Origin of the sequence: Streptomyces inhibens, from assembly GCF_003389455.1 — a bacterium.
Classification (GTDB): Bacteria; Actinomycetota; Actinomycetes; order Streptomycetales; family Streptomycetaceae; genus Streptomyces; species Streptomyces inhibens.
Genome location: NZ_QUAC01000219.1, coordinates 38,811 through 52,113, shown reverse-complemented (window position 1 = coordinate 52,113; position 13,303 = coordinate 38,811). Strand labels below are relative to the sequence as shown.

Sequence of the window (13,303 nt, the reverse complement as noted above, 5' to 3'; positions counted from 1 at the left end):
CACCTGCCCGCTACCCCTCCGACCCGATCGCCCGGTCGACGAGCGCCGAGATCAGCCCATCGGCCTCCTCGGCCGGGACCACCCCCGGCAGCGTGAGCTGCTCCAGCATCAGCCCGGTCATCGCCAGATAGATCAGCACCACGGCGTTACGGTCCCCCGGCAGCCCGCTCTCCAGATGGAAGCGGATGTCCTCGTCGAGCGTCGCCCGAATGGCCCGGGTCAGCTCCGCACGCAGCTCGGGCCGCCGGGTCGCCTCCAGGCGCAGCTCCAGCATCGCCAGATAGCCGGTGCGGTTCTCGGCCACCCGGCGGTTGATCCATCGCATCAGCTCGGCCACCAGCGCCCGGCTCGGCGGCGCCGCCATCACCGCGGTGACCTCGTCCGGGTCGGGCGCGATCCGCTGGTGGATCTGCCCGGTGACCTGGGCCAGCAGGTCGTCCCTGCTGGCGAAGTAGTTGGAGGCGGTGCCGTTGGGCACGCCCGCGGCCGTGTCGACGGCCCGGAACGTCAGCCCGCGCGCACCGTCCCGCGCCAGCACCTCGATCGCGGCATCCACCAGCGCCGCACGCCGCTCAGGGTTACGCACCATGCCGTCCACCTCGCTCCATATCGACCGCCTCCGTCTGCGGAAATCCAGAAAACCTCTTGCAACCACTACAGTCAAAGTACTACAACTGCAGTTGTTGCGGCGGGAGCGACCTGCCGCGAACAGAGAGGTTCACCATGCGCTTCACCAAGCTCGGCACCGCCCTGCTCACCGACGACGTCGCCGCCAGCACCCGCTTCTACGTCGACCACTTCGGCTTCCGCCCGCTCGCGGAACTGGACTGGTACGCCAGCCTCCAGCACCCCCAACACCCTGAATACACCCTGGACTTCGTCGAGCGCGGCCACGAGGCCATGCCCAAGGGATTCCGCGCCCAGGAGACCGGCGGCGTACTCCTCGGCTTCCTCGTGACGGACGCCGCGGCCGAGGAGGCCGCACTGCGCGCCAAGGGCGTCTCCATCGCCGAACCCCTACGGGACGAGCCCTGGGGACAGCGCCGCTTCAACGTCTGGGGCCCCGAGGGCACCCTGATCGAGGTACTGCAGAACATCGACCCCGACCCGGACTGGATGGCCGCCCAGGGCCTGTGAGTTGCCGCCCTCGGGCCGAACTCCCTTGTCCGCCGGGCCGGTACGCGTCCGATACTTGCCCGGGAACGACGACGCAGGGGGAGCCACTCCATGAGCACACGCAGCGCAGACAGCGCAGACGGCACACGCCGCACGGGCAGCGCACACGCCGCACGCAAGGGGCCGTACGAGTGCGGGCTGGACGCCGCCGTGGATGTCATCGGCGGCAAATGGAAGGTCCTGCTGCTGTGGGCGCTGGCCCAGCGCCCACAGCGGTTCGGTGAGCTGCGCCGGGAGCTGCCGAAGATCAGCGAAAAGGTGCTGGCCCAGCAGCTGCGCGAGCTGGAGGCCGACGGCATCGTGCACCGCGAGATCTTTCCCCAGGTGCCGCCGAAGGTCGAATACTCGCTCACCGACTTCGGCACCTCGCTCAACGAGGCGCTGGCCCCCCTCGGCGCCTGGGGCCGCGCCCACATGGCACACCTGGAGGCCACCTATCCCCAACGTCACCCCGCCGAGGCCTGACCACCGCCACCACCGTCACCACAGCCGCCGTTGTCGCCACCGGCACTGCCGCCACCGGCACCGCCGGCCCGCCGCGCCTCACGCGCGGCGGTCAGCGCCCGCTCGAAGCCGTGCTGGGTGGCGTCACACCACTGCATGAGGTCCACCAGCAGCTCCTGCAGATTCTGGCCCGGGCTCCGCCGCCACCCCCCTTCGGACAGCGCATACGCCCGCAGCACCTCCTCCGCCCGCGCCACCCGCTCATCGGCCCCGATCGCCATAACTCCCCCACCTCACTCGTCAGCTCAACCCGCACCGATCCGGGATCGACTCGACCGACCCGGATCGCCGCACCACTCACCCCTGCCGTACGCATCGCGCCCGCGACGCCATACGTACCAATGCAACCGCATCGGTACGGCGCCGGGCAACCGAAAAACGCCCCCGACTCAGCGGCCGCTCCGCACCGCCGTCGCGATGTGCACATTCATCGCGCACGGAATACGGCCGTCCGGCAGTGCCGTCTCCGCCGACTCCGCCTCGAAGCGGGCCCGCAGATCCGCGGTGACCGCGGGGTCGAGCGGCCCGAAGTCGTAGAAGCCACCCAGGCAGTCCCAGATCCGTTCCGGCGGGCCGGTCAGATCGATCCGTACGGTCTCCCACTCCGCCGGCCCGAACCCGGCCGGGCCGAACACCGCGTCGAACCCCTCGCGGGTCCGCAGCCGCCGGTCCCCGAGCGGCGGAATCCGCTGCTCCGCGGGCGCCGCCTTGAACAGCGGCACCGCAAGCCGCAGAAACCTCTCGTACGCCTCACCGCCGGCCGCCCCACCGCCCAGGACGACGGCGAGCGTGCCGCCCGGCTCCAGCACCCGCGCCAGCTCCGCCGCGACCCGTTCCGCATCGCTCATCAGCATCAGCGCCATATGGGATACGCAGCCGTCGAACCGGCCGTCCGAGAACGGTAGTTGCTGCGCCCGCCCCACTCGCAGATCGGCCCGGTCGACGCCCGGACGGCGGCGCGCCAGCGCCAACTCCTCGGCGGACAGATCGAGTCCGGCGAGCGCCCGGCCCGCGTTCCGCCCCTGCTCACCGAGGAGTTCCAGCAGCAGCCCGTCGCCGCAGCCGAGATCCAGCACCCGCGTACACCCCGACACCCGGTCCCGCAGGATCTCGTAACTGGACCGGCCGTCCGCGGCCCGCCCATGGGCCATCGCCCGTGCGGTCACTGCCGGATGAGCGGCATGAAAGGCCCGCAGAAATGCTTCCTCAACCGTCGTCATCCGCCGATCCTAGGAGCCCTCCACGGCGCCCCGCCCGTCATTCCTCGGCCGGCCGCTCCTGCAGCGCCCAGCCGTTTCCGTCCGGGTCGCTGAAGTAGACGAACGAGTTCCACGCCCCGCCGGGGCCGTCCGCCATCGCCCCGTTCTCCATGTGCTGTACGGGGCCGGCCGCCACGCCCCGCTCGACCAACTGCGCGCGGGCCGCGGCGATATCGGACACCACCAGTTGCAGTCCCTGCACCGAACCGGCCACCACCTCCGTGACGCCGGTGCCCGCGCCGATCACGATCGAGCAGCCCGAACCCGGCGGCGTCAGCTGCACAATGCGCACCTCGCCGCCGACACGCATGTCGTGATCGACGGCAAAGCCCATCTGCTCGCTGTAGAACCGCTTCGCCCGTTCCACATCGGTCACCGGAATCGGCACCAGTTCGAGCTTCCAGTCCATGGCGCGCCGCCCTTCCGTGGGGACGACGGCCCAGGAGCAGCGGCCGTCGGCACCAGCCTTGTCACGCTGCAAAAAGTCTAGGGAGCGAAGGGCGGATGCGCGCATCCATTGACGGAGTGAGTACTCACTCCGTAGCGTGGATCCCATGACACCACCACCCCGCCGACGCGCCCCCGGCATGAGCGTCGAGGAACGTCGGGCCATGATCGTGGCCGCCGCGCTGCCGCTCGTGGCGGAGTTCGGCGCGGCCGTCACCACCAGCCGGATCGCACGCGCCGCGGGCATCGGGGAGGCCACGATCTTCCGGGCCTTCAAGGACAAGGACGAGGTGCTGGACGCCTGTGTCGCCGAAGCGGTCGGCACGGACCACGTCCTGCGCGAGCTCGCCTCGATCTCCCTGGCCGAACCGCTCGACGTACGGCTGACCGAAGCCGCCGATGCGCTGCGCGCCCACATGGAGCGCATGGGCACCGTCGTCAGCGCCCTCCACGCCTCCGGTCACCGCCGCGGCCGCGAGCACGGCCCCGGCTCCCGGTCCGGCGACGGTCCGCCGCCGGACAGCCGGGCACAGTCCGTCACCGCCCTGCGCAACGGCGTCATCGAGCTGCTCGAACCCGACCGGGCCGCCTTCCGCATGCCCCCCGAGAAGGTCGCCTCCGCCTTCCTGGGCCTGCTCTTCACCCGCCTGCAGACGCCGGCTCCGGAGGGCGACGCGAGCCTCACCCCCGAGGAGCTCATCGCCGTACTCCTGCACGGCACCCTCAACCGCCCTGGGAGCGCCTGATGACCGTGACCCTCAACCACACCATCGTCCCGGCCGCCGACCACCGCGCGGCCGCCCACTTCTTCGCCTCGGTGATGGGCCTGCCGGAACTCCCGCCGGCCGGCCGCCGGGGGCACTTCGCCCCCGTCCGCGTGAACGAGACGCTCACCCTCGACTTCATGACCGTGCCGGACGCCGAGGGCCATCACCTCGCCTTCGACGTCGACCCCGAAACCTTCGACGCCGTCCTCGCCCGCATACAGGCGGCCGGCATCCCCTACGGCAACGACCCCACCGAACCGGGCAACGGCCGCATCGACCATCCCCTGTGCCCCCGCGGCCTGTTCTTCCAGGACGACGCCGGCAACCTCTACGAGGTCATGTCACCGGCGTAACCACCCGCGCCGCCCTTCTGGCCCTCCCCCGGTCGCTCCGTTCCACTGCTCCCCCGGTTGCTCCGGCCCCCACCCCCCGGCTCTCGGTTGTCCCGCCCCCGGTCCTCAGCCCCCAGTCGCTCCGACTTCCGGCCTTCGGTTGCTACTCCCCCTCACCCGTCTCACCCGTCGACGAACGTCATGCTGACCTCGTCGTATCGCGTGCCGGCGATCCGGCCGGCCGGTGCTGCGGCGTCGATCGCGGCGAGTTCCTCGGCGGACAGCTCTATGGCGAGCGCGCCGAGGTTCTCCTCCAGGTACTTCTGCCGACGGGTGCCGGGGATCGGCACGACGTCGTCGCCGCGGTACTGCACCCAGGCCAGGGCGAGTTGTCCGGCGCTGACGCCCTTCTCTGCCGCGATGTCGTTCAGCTTCTCGACAATGGCCAGGTTCTGCTCCAGGTTGCCGTCGGCGAAGCGCGGCTGGCTCCGGCGCACGTCAGACTCCGACAGCCCCTCCACGGAGGTGTAGCGCCCGGTCAGGAACCCACGCCCGAGCGGTGAGAACGGCACCAGGCCGATGCCGAGTTCACGGCACACCGGCGCGATCTCGTGCTCCAGATCGCGGGTCCACAGCGACCACTCGCTCTGCAGCGCGGCGATCGGATGCACCGCATGCGCCCGCCGCAGCGTCGCCGCGCCCGCCTCGGACAGTCCGAGGTAGCGCACCTTGCCGGCCTCGACGAGTTCGGCCATCGCGCCGACCGTCTCCTCGATCGGCACGTCGGGGTCGACACGGTGCTGGTAGTAGAGGTCGATGTGGTCGACGCCGAGCCGACGCAGCGAGGCCTCGCAGGCCTGCCGTACGTAGGCGGCGTCGCCGCGGATCGCGGTCGGCTCACCGAGCTGGTTGGCGAACCCGAACTTCGTCGCCACCACCGCGTCGTCCCGCCGGCCGGCGATGGCCCGGCCGATCAACTCCTCGTTGTGGCCCACCCCGTAGAAGTCGGAGGTGTCCAGCAGGCTGACACCGAGGTCGAGCGCCCGGTTGATGGTCGCGATCGACTGCTCGTCGTCCGAGTCCCCGTAACCGTGGCTCATCCCCATGCAGCCGAGCCCTTGCGCGGAAACCACCAGCTCACCGAGGTGACGCGAGGGAATGTTCGTCGTGGTCATGCTGCTACCTCCTGGACGTACGGCGGGACGGATCGTGAACCTCGGCGTCCCGGCCCCCTGTTCATGAGCCTCGGACCTCGGATCCCTGATCCCTGGGCCCTCATTTCGAGCCCGTCCCGTAATCCCGTCAGGACGGTATGAGTTGGAGCGCACTCCAAGTCAACAGAGCCGGCTCAGGCGTCGTCTCCCGCTATCGCCCGCAAGGCCTGGCAGTGGGCGGCGAAGGCCGCGCGACCGTCGGCCGTCAGGGCGAGCCAGGTGCGCGGACGCTTGCCGACGTACCCCTTGGTGACGGCGACATAGCCGGCCTTCTCCAGGGTGGCGACCTGCCTCGACAAGACCGAGTCGCTCACCTCGACGGTATCGCGGACGAACGCGAACTCGGCCTTGTCGGCGGCCGCCAGGGTCGCCACGATGGAGAAGCGGACCGGTGCGTGAATCACCTCGTCGAGTCCGTGGCGCGGATGGGATCCGTGGCTCGGATTGGATCCGTGGCTCGGATGGGATCCGTGGTGCGGACGGGTTCTGTCGTGCGGATCAGTCACCGCCGGGCCTCCAAGTAACCGCCTATCAGGCCGGGAAGAGCAACCACCACCGCGCCGGGCACCCACCACGCCACAACGCCTGGGAACCAGATACTCCCGGGCACCAGCACCGCGGCATAGAGCAGCCCCCAGGCGATGATCATGCTGGCATGCCACCGCCCGAACCCGCGCCGGGCAACGCGCTGCCGGGCCGAATAGACCGACAGCCCCGCGACGACGACACCCCAGAAGCCGACGCCGATCGCCACACCGTAAGGCCGGCTCAACAGCCCTATGGCGAGCACCACGACGGCTGCCGCGCAGCCGTAGACCACTTGGTACCGGACGTACCACTTCGCACCGGCCCGGACCGTTGAGCTCAGCTCCTGCGCGCGGGCCAGCGCGGCCGCCGCGTCCTTCGCTGCGTACTCCGACATGTCAGTCCCCCTGCCTGATCCTGCTTTTTCCTTCTCGCACTTGCTCCTGCTTCGTACCTTCATCGTGACAAGAACTTTCCAATCTGACAAGTACTTTCCAGTCATTCGAGAGGGGATGGCGATGGCGGAGAGGGACGGCGGGGACTGTGACAGCAGCACGGGGCTGCGACAATTGGGGACTACTGCGACAGCTGGGGACTGCGACGCCCAGCGGTGGATATGCCGATGCCCGGCGGACGATGCCGTGGCAAGCTCGCCGCCAATGGATACGCACGACAACGAGGCCGCCGTCGGCGAGTTGCTGCGCGGGCGGGGCCGGCGCGCATCGTTCACCGTCGCGGAGATGGTGGACCGGTGGAATTGGCTGGTGGATGCCGTGGAGCGCGGCTACTCCGACACGGTCGACGAGTACACCAACGACCTCTCCTGCCGTAACTGGCTGCACGAGGCGTGGCTGCTGCTCGACGAACACCTGCTGCTTATCTGGACGCCGAGGATCAGGGCGCTGGACGACAGATTCGTGGCGGCGACGGTGGACGACGACGGCCAGGCGTTGGCGCGATTTCGCCGTCTGCCGCGGGCGGAGCTGTGGTGGTGGCGCCGCCATCCGCGCCTGCTCACCGGCGCCCTGGGCCGGTCCCTCCGCACCGCGGCGGCGCCCCCGTCGTACCGCGACTACCTGTGGTTCGAGGAACGCTTCCCGGACCTCGCGGAGGCGTACTGCATCACGCTGGCACACGGTCTGCCGCCCGCGGAGCTGCTGCGCCGCCTGGGCGGGCGGGAGGAACCGCCCTACGCGACGGGGCTGACCGGCGCCATCGCTGTCGTCGACGCCGCGTTCGACCTCCTCGGCCGCTCCGACGGCCAGCGACAGCTCATCGCCCTGACGACCGTCGGCCGCTGGACCGTGGCGATCGAGCCCAACGGCTACCTGGGCGTCACCGAGGGACGCGCACTACCGGCCTCCTCAGGCACCCGCTGGATCTCACACTTCGCCAACATCAACGGCGTCGACACCTTCCTCTGGGCCGAGGACACCACCAACCGCCTCTGCTTCGAGCCGACATTCCCCGAGAGCCGTGGCGGCAGCACCCCCGACGCGCTCCTGGACGTCATGCGCGGCATGGGCTTCCCGCTCGCCCCACAAGCCCAGGCCGCCACGGAAGCCCCGCCAGCCCAGGAGACCCTGGAGACCCAGGAGACCCAGGAGCCCGGTGACTTCGCCGTCTCCGATCCCTTCGACGGCTCGGAGCACGCCGTTCCGGCCGCCTTCGCCCTCGCCCAGCATCTGACCGGCGTCACCCTCACCCCGGAGCTTCTCCAGAACACCCCCTTCGTGTGCGGCAGCGCACCGATCCGAGAGACGTCGCAGCCGGAGACGTCGAGATGACGGGTGGGCTGCGGCAGCGGGGGGCGGAGGTCTGTCGAGGAGCGCCTCCCACGCTCGCTAAGGTCGGTCCGCGTGAACTCCAACTCCCCTTTCAGTGACGCCTTCGTCCGCCTCACCGAGCCGCATGCCGCCTGGGGCGCCGAGCAGCTCGAAACGTTCAACGCCTTCCTGCCGACCGGTCCCTGGACCGCCGACCTGGATCGGTGCATCTACCGCCAGGCAGGCCGTGACCTGCGGATATCCATCCTCGGCAGCTATGACGAGTCCGACGCCTCATGGCTGTGGGGATGGGCCAATCCCGGATTTCGGGACATGCCGGCGGTCGGCGCGGCCGAGGCGGTGCGGCAGTTCGGGCATACGCACGGCATCCGGGAGTTCACCGAGGAACTCGTCGATCTGTCGGCGTGCGCGGACCCGCGGCTGGCCGTCGAGACCCTCGCCTTCGGGGCGATGGGCGTACTGGGCGCCGCCGGCTACATAGGCGTCCAGGCAAGTCCGGACGCCCGGCTGTACATGGTGCCGGACGACCCCCAGGTCCCCTGGGCGGCGCCCGACCCGGTCACGCTGCCGCGGATCCTGCTCACCGGCGCGGGCGTACACGCCAATGCGGCACACGCGGTGGTGGCCGGCTACTTCGGCCACCACGCGCTCCCGCAGCGCCACGGCCCCGGCCGGATCAGCGCCGACCTGCCCACCGGCGCGACGGTCGAGGTCTCCTTCGACGACGCCGGACGCATCGGTTCGGTCGAGGTCGGTGCCATCAGCGGGCCGGCGGCGCGCTGAGCTCCCAGGGAGCACGACACCGGTCTGGGTGCCGCGGCCCAGGTCAGGTAGTGTTGCCGAGCAGCAGAGGACCGACCGAGGAGGTGAGACCGATTCCCCGCCAGACCAGGCAGGCGCTCCCGTCTCACGCCGTGCGGTCAGCCCGATTCAGGTGACCGCCCGACAGACGTGATCCGCGGAAGCGCCTTAGGCGCCCGAAAGGCTCACATGTCGTCATCTCACACGCCGTCGTCTCTCCACACGCCGTCGTCACCTCACTCGTCGCAGGCACCTCACCCATCGCAGTCATCTCATCCGTCGTCACCTCAGGTGCCGCCCCACCCGTCACCTGTCTCCTCCCCTCCCGCCGCTCCCCTCCCCTCGCCGCTCTCCCTCGCCGCCGTCATCACCAAACTGCGCGCCGCCGGCTGTGTCTTCGCCGAGGACGAGGCGGAGCTGCTCCTCGCCACGGCGCGTACGCCGGACGATCTCGCCGCCATGGTGGAGCGGCGCGTTGTCGGTCTGCCGCTTGAACACGTCCTCGGCTGGGCCGAGTTCTACGGTCTGCGGGTCGCCGTCGACCCGGGCGTCTTCGTGCCGCGCCGCCGCACCGAGTTCCTCGTGGACCAAGCCGTCGGCCTCGGGCTCCGGAACGTCGGCCTCGATCCCCAGAACGTCCGACTCGGGTCCCGGGCGGCCGCCGCCCGTACGCACCGGCGCACGGTCGTCGTCGACCTGTGCTGCGGCTCCGGCGCGGTGGGCGCCGCACTGGCCGCCGGCCTGGAACAGGTCGATCTGTACGCGGCCGACATCGAGCCCGCCGCGGTCCGCTGCGCCCGCCGTAACGTCACCGCCGCCGGGGGCGAGGTCTACGAGGGCGACCTCTTCGACCCGCTGCCCGCCGGCCTCCGGGGCCGTATCGACATCCTGTTGGCCAACGTCCCCTACGTACCGACCGAAGAGGTCGGGCTGCTGCCGCCGGAGGCCCGCGAGTACGAGCCGATGGTGGCGCTCGACGGCGGCGCGGACGGGCTCGACGTCCTACGGCGGGTGACCGCGGCCGCGCCGCAGTGGCTGGCACCGGGCGGCCATCTGCTCGTCGAAACGAGCGAACGGCAGGTCCCGCACGCCGTCGAGGCCTTCACCCGCAACGGTCTGCTCACCCAGGTGGCCAGCTCCGACGAGCTGTACGCGACGGTCATCATCGGAACCCGGCCCGCGGAAGAGGGAGCGGGAGGGGATGAGGTGGCAGGGGCCTCATAAGCAGGCCCCACCAGACGGCTGCCGCCCCCAGACTGCCCCTCCGTAGGACGAAGGCCCACCACCCCGTCCGTACCACTTTTGCTAGCGCTTGCTTGCAATAGTTAGCACGAGGATGCAGTATCGAGTCATGGCATCACTCAACGTCGGCAATCTCGGCGAGTTCCTGCGGGAGCAGCGGCGCACCGCGCAGCTGAGTCTGCGGCAGCTCGCGGATGCCGCCGGGGTGTCCAATCCGTATCTCAGCCAGATCGAGCGCGGCTTGCGCAAGCCGAGCGCGGAGATCCTTCAGCAGCTCGCCAAGGCGCTGCGGATATCCGCCGAGACGCTGTATGTCCAGGCCGGGATTCTGGACGAGCGGCGTGGTCTGGACGGGGTCGAGGTGCAGACCGCGATACTCACCGACCCGTCGCTGAACGAGAGACAGAAGCAGGTCCTGCTGCAGATCTACGAGTCCTTCCGCAAGGAGAACGGGCTCGGTAGCGGCGGCGAGGACGGCGCTGCGAGCGGGCATGAGAACGGACGCGGTACGGACTCCCGAGAGACAGAGGCCGACGGCGGCCCGCACGCCACCTGAGCAACCGATTTCGTTTCCAGGAGGAATAACGTCATGGCCATCAACACCGATGACCTCCGTAAGGCCCTGACCGACGCGACCCCGCTGTACGCGCTGGCCGGCACCGTCGACCTGGCTGCCGAGAAGCTCGGCGAGGTGCCGCAGCTGGTCGAGAAGATCCGGGCCGAGGCGCCCAAGCGCTTCGAGTCCGTCCGCGGCACCGACCCCAAGGACGTCCAGGCGCTGGTCACCAAGCAGGCCAAGGACGCCCAGGAGAAGCTGGCCGAGCTGCTGGACTCGCTCGACGGCGACATCAAGAAGTTCCGCGACCAGGCGCAGGAGCTGGCGCTGCAGGGCGTGGGCCGGGTCGCCGAGACCGCCGTGCGGGCCCGCGAGGGCTATGAGGAGCTGGCCGAGCGCGGCCGCGGCGCGGTGGCGACCTGGCGCGGCGAGGCCGCCAACCGGGCCGAGGACCTGGCGGTGGCGATCGAGCCGGAGCCGGCGAAGACGGCGAGCAAGCCCGCCACGAGGACCGAGACCGCGAACGGGGCCAAGGCGGAGGCCAAGGCCACCCCCTCGACGCAGACCAAGCCGGCCACGGCGAAGAAGCCGGTCGCACCGCGCAAGCCGGCGCCGGCGAAGAAGAGCACCCCGCCGTCCGCGAAGTGAGGGCGAAGCGAGCGCCGGGCCGGGCCGCACGCGCGCACCGATCCGGAACCAGCTCGCTCACCTTTCGGTGAGGACGCCGTTTCACGGGCCGGGCCGGGCACACTTCAGGTGCCCGGCCCGTTGTCCGGGTACGGTGGGGCCCCATGGCGGCAGTGGACCGCCGAGGACCAATACGACACGGCTGGCGAACGGGCGGTGGATGGCGTGCTGATTTACGGGTTCCAGAGCATTCTGAGCTGGGTGCAGCTCGCCCTGGGCATCTATGCCGCCGTGATGCTGATCGATGCGGGGGTGCGCCGCGAGGACGCCTACCGCGCCGCGAGCAAGCAGACCAAGGGCATGTGGCTGATCTTCCTCGCCCTTGCCACGGCGCTGCTGTTCATTCTCCCGATCATGTCGTTCCTGCCGATCATCGGCGTCATCGCCGTGATCGTCTACACCGTCGATGTGCGTCCTGCGCTGCGGGAGGTCTCCGGCGGTGGCCGCGGACCGCGCCGCGGCGGCTCCAGCTCGGACGGGCCGTACGGGCCCTACAACGGCGGGCGCTGAGAGGGAAGCGGCGGGGCCACCGGGAGCCGGTGGCGCCGGGCCGCACCCGTAGGGACTCGCGTCCCGTTACCGCCGGTCCAGCAGCAGTACGGCCACGTCGTCCGTCAGCTCGCCACCGTTCAGGTCGCGCACCTCTCTGACCGACGCGTCCAGCAGCTCCTCACCCTGAAGGCCGGCCGCCATCTGGCGGCTGACCAGTTCGGCCATGCCGTCCTGGCCCAGGCGCTGGTTGCCGTCGCCGATCCGGCCCTCGATCAGGCCGTCGGTGTACATCATCAGGCTCCAGGAGCCACCCAGTTCCACCTGCCGGCGCGGCCAGCGGGCGTTGGGCAGCAGGCCGAGCGCCGGGCCGCCGAATTCGTACGGCAGCAGCTGCGGCTGCTCACCGGCGCGGGCCAGCAGCGGGGCGGGGTGGCCCGCCAGGCAGAGACCGGCGCGCCGGCCGTCCGCGGAGATGTCGACGGTGCACAGCGTCGCGAAGATCTCGTCGTCCGCGCGCTCGTGCTCCAGGACCTTCTGGAGGGTGGCGAGCAGCTCGTCGCCGGACAGTCCGGCGAAGGTCAGCGCGCGCCAGGCGATCCGCAGCTCGACGCCGAGGGCGGCCTCGTCGGGGCCGTGGCCGCAGACGTCGCCGATCATCGCGTGGACGGTGCCGTCCGGGGTGCGGACGGTGTCGTAGAAGTCGCCGCCGAGCAGCGCACGGCTGCGGCCGGGGCGGTAGCAGGCGGCGAACCGCAGATCGGAGCCGTCGAGCAGCGGCGTGGGCAGCAGACCGCGCTCCAGGCGGGCGTTCTCCTGGGCGAGCATCCGCGACTCGGTGAGCTGGCGCTGGGCCAGGTCGGCGCGTTTGCGTTCGACGGCGTAGCGGACCGCGCGGCTGAGCACCGCGCCGTCCAGCTCGTCACGGAAGAGGTAGTCCTGGGCGCCGACGCGTACGGCATCGGCGGCGCGCTGAGCGTCCGTCTCGTAGGTGAGCACCAGCACGGCGTGCGAGGGCGCCAGCCGCAGGACGTCGCGCAGCATGCCCAGCTCGTCGCCGGGGGTGCCGTCGTGTCCCGAGTCACGTTCCGCGCGGCCACCGGGCTCGGCCGGGGGCAGGTCGAGCAGGATGCAGTGCACGTCGTCGGTGAGCAGCCGCTCGGCCTCGGTGAGGTTGCGGGCGGTGCGCAGGCGGACCTTGCGGCCGGCCCAGTCCCACATTTCGGGGACATGGCTGTTGGGGTCCTCGCCGATGAGGAGCAGGGTCAGGCCCTGATGGGTCGATCCATGGTCGGCCGAAAGTCGCTGTTCGACCAGGTGCGGCTGCTCGGGCTCCTTGAGGCCCTGCGGCGCCTGGCCGGCGGCGTGCGCCGGGACGCTCGTGTCCTGGGCCGTCGCGTCCCCCGCGCCCGGCGCGCCGGCGACCAGCGCGGTCTGCGCGCAGGCGTCGTCCACCGGTCCTGCCTGGTGCGGCAGCACGACCGCCCGCTGGTGCGGTACGGGTACGGGCATTGGTC

The 13,303-nt window shown here is 70.8% G+C and carries 18 protein-coding genes; 10 read left to right on the top strand and 8 right to left on the bottom strand.

What is annotated here, in order from left to right:
• Positions 1-10: 10 nt before the first annotated feature.
• Positions 11-589 carry a TetR/AcrR family transcriptional regulator gene (locus DY245_RS27465; protein WP_128509913.1) on the bottom strand — a complete coding sequence of 193 codons (579 nt, stop codon included), beginning with the start codon at positions 587-589 and terminating at the stop codon, positions 11-13.
• A gap of 134 nt (positions 590-723) precedes the next feature.
• Between DY245_RS27465 and DY245_RS27460 the strand changes: the two genes are divergently transcribed.
• Positions 724-1,137: a VOC family protein gene (locus tag DY245_RS27460; protein WP_128509912.1), complete on the top strand. Its 414-nt coding sequence runs from the start codon at positions 724-726 to the stop codon at positions 1,135-1,137.
• 90 nt (positions 1,138-1,227) lie between these two features.
• Entirely contained in the window at positions 1,228-1,641 is a 414-nt protein-coding gene (locus tag DY245_RS27455; RefSeq protein WP_244943295.1) for a winged helix-turn-helix transcriptional regulator, read from the top strand.
• Here the strand turns inward: DY245_RS27455 and DY245_RS27450 are convergent.
• The 3 genes from DY245_RS27450 to DY245_RS27440 form a co-directional block, all read right to left on the bottom strand.
• On the bottom strand, positions 1,623-1,901 hold the full coding sequence (locus DY245_RS27450) for a hypothetical protein (RefSeq protein ID WP_128509911.1): 279 nt from the start codon (positions 1,899-1,901) through the stop codon (positions 1,623-1,625). The two genes, DY245_RS27455 and DY245_RS27450, sit on opposite strands and share 19 nt — an antisense overlap.
• Before the next feature lie 168 nt (positions 1,902-2,069).
• Positions 2,070-2,900: a class I SAM-dependent methyltransferase gene (locus tag DY245_RS27445; protein ID WP_128509910.1), complete on the bottom strand. Its 831-nt coding sequence runs from the start codon at positions 2,898-2,900 to the stop codon at positions 2,070-2,072.
• Between the two features lie 37 nt (positions 2,901-2,937).
• Positions 2,938-3,348 carry a VOC family protein gene (locus DY245_RS27440; RefSeq protein ID WP_128509935.1) on the bottom strand — a complete coding sequence of 137 codons (411 nt, stop codon included), beginning with the start codon at positions 3,346-3,348 and terminating at the stop codon, positions 2,938-2,940.
• Positions 3,349-3,550: 202 nt separating this feature from the next.
• On the opposite strand from DY245_RS27440, the gene DY245_RS27435 reads away from it, so the two are divergent.
• Positions 3,551-4,132 carry a TetR/AcrR family transcriptional regulator gene (locus DY245_RS27435; RefSeq protein ID WP_128509934.1) on the top strand — a complete coding sequence of 194 codons (582 nt, stop codon included), beginning with the start codon at positions 3,551-3,553 and terminating at the stop codon, positions 4,130-4,132.
• Positions 4,132-4,506, top strand: a complete 375-nt coding sequence (locus DY245_RS27430) for a VOC family protein (RefSeq protein WP_128509909.1) — start codon at positions 4,132-4,134, stop codon at positions 4,504-4,506. The genes DY245_RS27435 and DY245_RS27430 overlap by 1 nt, the downstream gene beginning before the upstream one ends.
• Before the next feature lie 161 nt (positions 4,507-4,667).
• Here the strand turns inward: DY245_RS27430 and DY245_RS27425 are convergent, their stop codons facing one another.
• From DY245_RS27425 to DY245_RS27415, 3 genes are all read right to left on the bottom strand, one after another.
• Positions 4,668-5,660: an aldo/keto reductase gene (locus DY245_RS27425; protein ID WP_128509908.1), complete on the bottom strand. Its 993-nt coding sequence runs from the start codon at positions 5,658-5,660 to the stop codon at positions 4,668-4,670.
• 173 nt (positions 5,661-5,833) lie between these two features.
• Positions 5,834-6,205, bottom strand: a complete 372-nt coding sequence (locus DY245_RS27420) for a transcriptional regulator (protein ID WP_128509907.1) — start codon at positions 6,203-6,205, stop codon at positions 5,834-5,836.
• Positions 6,202-6,621 carry a hypothetical protein gene (locus DY245_RS27415; RefSeq protein ID WP_128509906.1) on the bottom strand — a complete coding sequence of 140 codons (420 nt, stop codon included), beginning with the start codon at positions 6,619-6,621 and terminating at the stop codon, positions 6,202-6,204. The genes DY245_RS27420 and DY245_RS27415 overlap by 4 nt, the downstream gene beginning before the upstream one ends.
• Positions 6,622-6,883: 262 nt before the next feature.
• Between DY245_RS27415 and DY245_RS27410 the strand changes: the two genes are divergently transcribed.
• The 6 genes from DY245_RS27410 (at position 6,884) to DY245_RS27385 (ending at position 11,807) form a co-directional block, all read left to right on the top strand.
• Positions 6,884-8,011, top strand: coding sequence for a DUF6461 domain-containing protein (locus DY245_RS27410; protein WP_244943294.1), 1,128 nt, complete (start codon positions 6,884-6,886; stop codon positions 8,009-8,011).
• A gap of 72 nt (positions 8,012-8,083) precedes the next feature.
• Positions 8,084-8,794 carry a DUF6882 domain-containing protein gene (locus DY245_RS27405; protein WP_128509905.1) on the top strand — a complete coding sequence of 237 codons (711 nt, stop codon included), beginning with the start codon at positions 8,084-8,086 and terminating at the stop codon, positions 8,792-8,794.
• A gap of 309 nt (positions 8,795-9,103) precedes the next feature.
• The gene (locus DY245_RS27400; RefSeq protein ID WP_244943293.1) at positions 9,104-10,036 is read left to right on the top strand and encodes a putative protein N(5)-glutamine methyltransferase; all 933 of its coding nucleotides are present in this window, start codon (positions 9,104-9,106) and stop codon (positions 10,034-10,036) included.
• Between the two features lie 127 nt (positions 10,037-10,163).
• A complete protein-coding gene (locus DY245_RS27395) occupies positions 10,164-10,610 on the top strand; it encodes a helix-turn-helix domain-containing protein (RefSeq protein WP_128509903.1) in 447 nt (148 codons plus the stop codon).
• Positions 10,611-10,643: 33 nt separating this feature from the next.
• The gene (locus DY245_RS27390; protein ID WP_128509902.1) at positions 10,644-11,258 is read left to right on the top strand and encodes a hypothetical protein; all 615 of its coding nucleotides are present in this window, start codon (positions 10,644-10,646) and stop codon (positions 11,256-11,258) included.
• Between the two features lie 204 nt (positions 11,259-11,462).
• Complete coding sequence (locus tag DY245_RS27385) at positions 11,463-11,807, top strand: DUF2516 family protein (protein ID WP_181923886.1); 345 nt, start codon at positions 11,463-11,465, stop codon at positions 11,805-11,807.
• A 66-nt stretch (positions 11,808-11,873) separates the two neighbouring features.
• Here DY245_RS27385 and DY245_RS27380 read toward each other — a convergent pair whose 3' ends face one another.
• Positions 11,874-13,298 (bottom strand): PP2C family protein-serine/threonine phosphatase, encoded by a 1,425-nt coding sequence (locus DY245_RS27380; protein WP_128509901.1) that lies wholly within the window; start codon positions 13,296-13,298, stop codon positions 11,874-11,876.
• Positions 13,299-13,303: the final 5 nt, after the last annotated feature.

Coding starts and splice junctions, on each gene's coding strand:
- DY245_RS27395 (WP_128509903.1), top strand. CDS start 10,164: ATGGCATCACTCAACGTCGGCAATCTCGGCGAGTTCCTGCGGGAGCAG.
- DY245_RS27445 (WP_128509910.1), bottom strand. CDS start 2,900: ATGACGACGGTTGAGGAAGCATTTCTGCGGGCCTTTCATGCCGCTCAT.
- DY245_RS27415 (WP_128509906.1), bottom strand. CDS start 6,621: ATGTCGGAGTACGCAGCGAAGGACGCGGCGGCCGCGCTGGCCCGCGCG.
- DY245_RS27380 (WP_128509901.1), bottom strand. CDS start 13,298: ATGCCCGTACCCGTACCGCACCAGCGGGCGGTCGTGCTGCCGCACCAG.
- DY245_RS27435 (WP_128509934.1), top strand. CDS start 3,551: ATGATCGTGGCCGCCGCGCTGCCGCTCGTGGCGGAGTTCGGCGCGGCC.
- DY245_RS27390 (WP_128509902.1), top strand. CDS start 10,644: ATGGCCATCAACACCGATGACCTCCGTAAGGCCCTGACCGACGCGACC.
- DY245_RS27455 (WP_244943295.1), top strand. CDS start 1,228: ATGAGCACACGCAGCGCAGACAGCGCAGACGGCACACGCCGCACGGGC.
- DY245_RS27465 (WP_128509913.1), bottom strand. CDS start 589: ATGGTGCGTAACCCTGAGCGGCGTGCGGCGCTGGTGGATGCCGCGATC.
- DY245_RS27460 (WP_128509912.1), top strand. CDS start 724: ATGCGCTTCACCAAGCTCGGCACCGCCCTGCTCACCGACGACGTCGCC.
- DY245_RS27440 (WP_128509935.1), bottom strand. CDS start 3,348: ATGGACTGGAAGCTCGAACTGGTGCCGATTCCGGTGACCGATGTGGAA.
- DY245_RS27450 (WP_128509911.1), bottom strand. CDS start 1,901: ATGGCGATCGGGGCCGATGAGCGGGTGGCGCGGGCGGAGGAGGTGCTG.
- DY245_RS27410 (WP_244943294.1), top strand. CDS start 6,884: ATGGATACGCACGACAACGAGGCCGCCGTCGGCGAGTTGCTGCGCGGG.
- DY245_RS27430 (WP_128509909.1), top strand. CDS start 4,132: ATGACCGTGACCCTCAACCACACCATCGTCCCGGCCGCCGACCACCGC.
- DY245_RS27425 (WP_128509908.1), bottom strand. CDS start 5,660: ATGACCACGACGAACATTCCCTCGCGTCACCTCGGTGAGCTGGTGGTT.